This window comes from Nostoc sp. CHAB 5715, assembly GCF_020829685.1.
GTDB lineage: Bacteria > Cyanobacteriota > Cyanobacteriia > Cyanobacteriales > Nostocaceae > Nostoc.
In genome coordinates, this window is record NZ_JAIVFR010000868.1 from 1 (window position 1) to 3,232 (window position 3,232).

The 3,232-nt window shown below is 43.8% G+C and carries 2 protein-coding genes and 2 pseudogenes; 3 read left to right on the top strand and 1 reads right to left on the bottom strand.

What is annotated here, in order from left to right; translation table 11 throughout:
* From LC574_RS32790 to galK, 3 genes and pseudogenes are all read left to right on the top strand, one after another.
* Positions 1-357: pseudogene (locus LC574_RS32790) on the top strand (galactose-1-phosphate uridylyltransferase); the annotation flags it as partial.
* A 477-nt stretch (positions 358-834) separates the two neighbouring features.
* On the top strand, positions 835-1,923 hold the full coding sequence (locus tag LC574_RS32795; RefSeq protein WP_229457762.1) for a Xaa-Pro peptidase family protein: 1,089 nt from the start codon (positions 835-837) through the stop codon (positions 1,921-1,923).
* A gap of 6 nt (positions 1,924-1,929) precedes the next feature.
* Positions 1,930-3,012, top strand: coding sequence for a galactokinase (gene galK / locus LC574_RS32800; RefSeq protein WP_229457763.1), 1,083 nt, complete (start codon positions 1,930-1,932; stop codon positions 3,010-3,012).
* On the opposite strand, the pseudogene LC574_RS32805 reads toward galK, so the two are convergent.
* Positions 3,009-3,232 (bottom strand): annotated as a pseudogene (locus LC574_RS32805) (Ureidoglycolate hydrolase); the annotation flags it as partial. The gene galK and the pseudogene LC574_RS32805 overlap by 4 nt on opposite strands.

A 3,232-nucleotide genomic window follows, 5' to 3' on the forward strand; every position in this document is an offset into this window, starting at 1 on the left:
TATGAAGTTTGGATTGCTCCGAAAGAACCAGTTGGGACTTTTATGGATCTTACTCCAGAACAACGTTGGGGACTTGCTAAGGCGTTAAAAACTGTCACTCTCAAGTATGACGGCTTGTGGAATCGTCCATTTCCTTACTTGATGGCTTGGTTCCAAGCACCAACTGACGGTTTAGCGCATCCAGAAGCGCATTTACACGCCGAGTTTTTTCCACCATATCGGACAAGCGAAAGGCTGAAGTATCTAGCGGGAACTGAACTCGCAGCAGGGATGTTTGCCAATGATGCTTTGCCAGAAGAGAAAGCGAAAGAGTTACAAGCTGTGGCTGTAGATATTGAAATGCCGATTTCCGCATAAAGAGAAAATAGGGAACTTAAAAAAGGTGCATTTCATAAAGGATGCACCTCATTTTGTTTTTATATATTTTCTTGAACTATAACTAACGCTGATTCTCTAAAAGCCTACAAGAGATAAAGCATTGAGTGTAAATTTAAGTCTGGCATTTCTAGCAGCTATTATTTCTCATCTAGTGTTTTTTTGGCGAATTGGTATTAGAATTGCTCACATTGACCTTTGATTAGTCATTACTCTCAATAGCTATTTTTTGGTCATTATTCTTAACATCTGGTAATTGATTAATTGTTTTTTGCTGCTGGTAGCAGATCGATTTTTCTTGCTCTTACTGCGCCGTTTTTTTGATGTGAGAGTCGAGGAAGCCAAATAAGACCCATGTTAAAGGTATCTGTACCAGGAAACGTCAGTTCAATCCCTCAGACAGACGCAGACAGACGTAAATAAATTTGATAATCATCTGTATCTATTTGTGTTTTTCCTATGAGCGAAGAAGTCTCCAAAAAACTAGAGTTAATCAGGCAAACCTTGCGTGAAACCGAAGCGCAAGGCGTGCGTTTGCGTGGTACAGACTGGTTTGCCTGGGCGACAGGTGGCGCTTCTAACACCGTGCTGCTTACTGCTGAAACTGGCGTAGCAGAAGTATTAGTAACTACTGAAGATGCTTGGGTATTGACAGATGAAATTGAAGCGCAGCGTCTTAAGGATGAAGAACTACCTGCTAATTTTAAGGTGCATGTCAACCCTTGGGCTGATGGTGCTGCCCGTGAGTCTTTTGTTTGTGATGCAACTGGCGGAGGGAAAGCAGTTAGCGATCGCCCCATCTCCAATTTAGAACAGCCATTACCCCTATCTCTGCAAATACATAAGCGGGTAATGATGTCAAGTGAATTAGAGCGATATCGCCAAGTTGGGCAAAAAGCTAGTCAGGCAATGACAGAAGTACTCAAAGTTGCCAAGCCAACTTGGACAGAATATCAGTTAGCGGGTGCGGGTGCAGAGGCGTTATGGGCAAAAGGCTTGCATCCGGCGCTGACACTGGTAGCGGGTGATAGGCGTTTACCGCTATACCGTCATGCTACAGCCACAGCAGAACAAATTGGACGGCAAGCGATGCTGGTGTTTTGCGCTAGAGGTTACGGTTTGTATGCAAATCTGACTCGATTTGTTTGTTTTGGTGGGCTTTGGGACGAACAGGCCGAATTGCATTCCCATGTGCGCGAAATAGAAGCAGTAGTTTTAAATTTGTGCCAACCTGGAACCACTCTTGATGCAGTTTATCACGCGCTAGCTCAGGCTTATGAACAGCATGGATTCCCCAATGCCATCCGGGAACATCACCAGGGAGGAACCACTGGCTATTTAGCGCGAGAAATCGTTGCAAATCCAAGCACTACTGATACTTTGGCAGAAGGTATTGCTGTCGCTTGGAATCCTAGTTTAGCTGGGGCAAAGGTTGAAGATACTTTTGTGATTTTGAAAGATGGAAAGTTGGAAAATCTGACTTTTGATCCAAATTTTCCTAATGTTGAGGTAGAAGGAAGATTGCGCCCTGTACCTTTGTATAATTAAAGAATTATGGATTTTCAACAAGTATTCGGTAAACCACCTGAAACTCAAGCCAAGGCACCAGGAAGAGTAAATTTGCTAGGTGAACATACTGACTATTACGATTGCTTCGTTCTTCCAACTGCGATTCCTCAATGCACAACGGTACAGCTGGGTTTTAGTAGCGATGGCCAGCATCACTTTTACTCGGAAAATCTCAACGAGCAAGTGAACATTTTAGATATCAATCATACGCCCTCTGGATTTGCCAGTTATATTTTTGGCTGTATCGAAGTTTTGCAAAAAGCAGGCTATATAATACCATCACTTTGTGTGTACGTCAAATCCTCGGTTCCTATGGGTTCGGGTTTGTCTAGCAGCGCAGCTTTGGAAGTGGCAACCCTCCGGGCATTACGCCAACTTCTGAACCTTCCCATTGATGATGTTGAAATCGCCCAATTTGCCCAGCAAGCAGAAATTCAATATGCTGGCGTGCAATGCGGCATCATGGATCAGATGGCTTCTAGTTTGGCTGATACTGAACATATCTTATTTTTAGATACTCGGACTTTAGAACGCCGGGTGATGCCTTTGCCAAACAACGCCGAGATTTTGGTTATTGATAGCGGTGTACCGCGCACACTTGCAAGTAGCGGTTATAACCAGCGTCGGGCTGAGTGTGAAGAGGCGGCGCGATCGCTTGGAGTGAAAGCGTTACGAGATATTACTGATGTTAATGTAACAAAAGCATTAACCCAACCACTACAGCGTCGTGCCCATCATGTAGTTACAGAAAATAATCGCGTCTTGGAAGTATTGCAGGGAGTAACATCTGAGCGCTTTGGCGAATTAATGAACGCTTCCCACGCCAGCTTGCGAGATGATTATGAAGTTTCAGTACCAGCCCTAGATAAATTGGTAGAGATTTTGCAGAAAACAGAAGGGGTGTTTGGTGCAAGACTGACGGGTGCAGGCTTTGGGGGAGCAAGTGTAGCTTTGGTTAGATCGCGTCAGAGCAAAGGTATTGCAACTCATGTCCTTGAACAATACAACCAAGCGGGTTACAACGGACGAATTTTGGTTCCTTCTTTGGGATTGAGTGATGCAGCCTAAACCATCTCAAACTCTAATTGATGACTTTTGAGAAAATCATGGGTGAAATGATCCACCACATTTGTATCAGCTAGTTCCAAATTATAAAAATCCACAGCTTCATGATCAAAATGGGGGCCAGCGTGCCAAGTACCCTCATGTAGCTTGATAAAACAATTCCCCGGAATGCAAAAAGCAGCAATTTCTTCTAATACTTGTTCATTCACATCATTATTAGGAG